The organism is Microbispora hainanensis (assembly GCF_006874475.1).
Taxonomy (GTDB): Bacteria; Actinomycetota; Actinomycetes; order Streptosporangiales; family Streptosporangiaceae; genus Microbispora; species Microbispora hainanensis.
In genome coordinates this window covers 1-823 of record NZ_VIRM01000164.1, presented here as the reverse complement: position 1 = coordinate 823, position 823 = coordinate 1, and the positions used below count along the sequence as shown (strand labels likewise).

At 64.6% G+C, this 823-nt stretch carries 1 pseudogene; it reads left to right on the top strand.

The features are described 5' to 3' along the window. Positions 1-514 precede the first annotated feature (514 nt). A pseudogene (locus FLX08_RS39995) lies at positions 515-823 on the top strand (trypsin-like serine peptidase); the annotation flags it as partial.

Genomic DNA, 823 nt, shown 5'->3' with positions numbered 1-823 from the left:
ACCCCAAAACAGTCCGGCGCATTGCGCACTCGCGGAGAGTCTTGATCAGCCGGCCACCAGGCCGCCTCGCCTCACGTCGTCGACAACGGCGCCGCACTGCCGGAAACAACGGGGCGCGGACTCGCCTCATTCGATCTCTCGACTGACGGTCCCGAATATGCCGTTCGTCCCATTCATGGGTCTGCGTCCAGACGGCCGCCGGCCTCCGCTCCGCCCTGAGCGTGGCCGCTTTGACGGGTTGTCCGATGTGTTGGTTTCGTTCCAAAGTGTGATTTGCATCACAGCAGGCGTTGAATCGGTCCAATGAAGCGGGTATCGGACACCGCTCCACACCCGCGATGATCAGCCAAAACATCCTTCGCACATGATCCACATCGCCCTCGTGAGGCACCCCCCTCCAGAGCACGGTCACGAACCCACTTACGTCACCCCATTTCCTCCTATAACTTTCTCCTCGTTCCTCACTGACGGATGGGGCGCAGGTGACGCCCCACGACAGACCAGGAGAATTCCAATGAAGCGCACTCTCGCTCTGGGCGGGATCGCGGCCGGCCTGCTGGCCTCCGCGGCGATCGCTGCCCCGGCTCACGCCGACTCGGTTCCGGCCGTGAACCTGGCCAACACCAACCTCGCCGCTCAGCAGGTCGCGGCGTTCTGGTACGGGCAGGCCAAGGCCAACCTCGTCAACGCCACCCCGTACACGGTGGAGACCACGGTCCCCACCAAGCACGTGTCGACCGGCGGAGCCTCCGCCGACACCAAGGCCGGCGTTGTCGGGTCGAGCGGTGACCAGAAGGCCGCCACCGGCACCCTGAAGAACGTG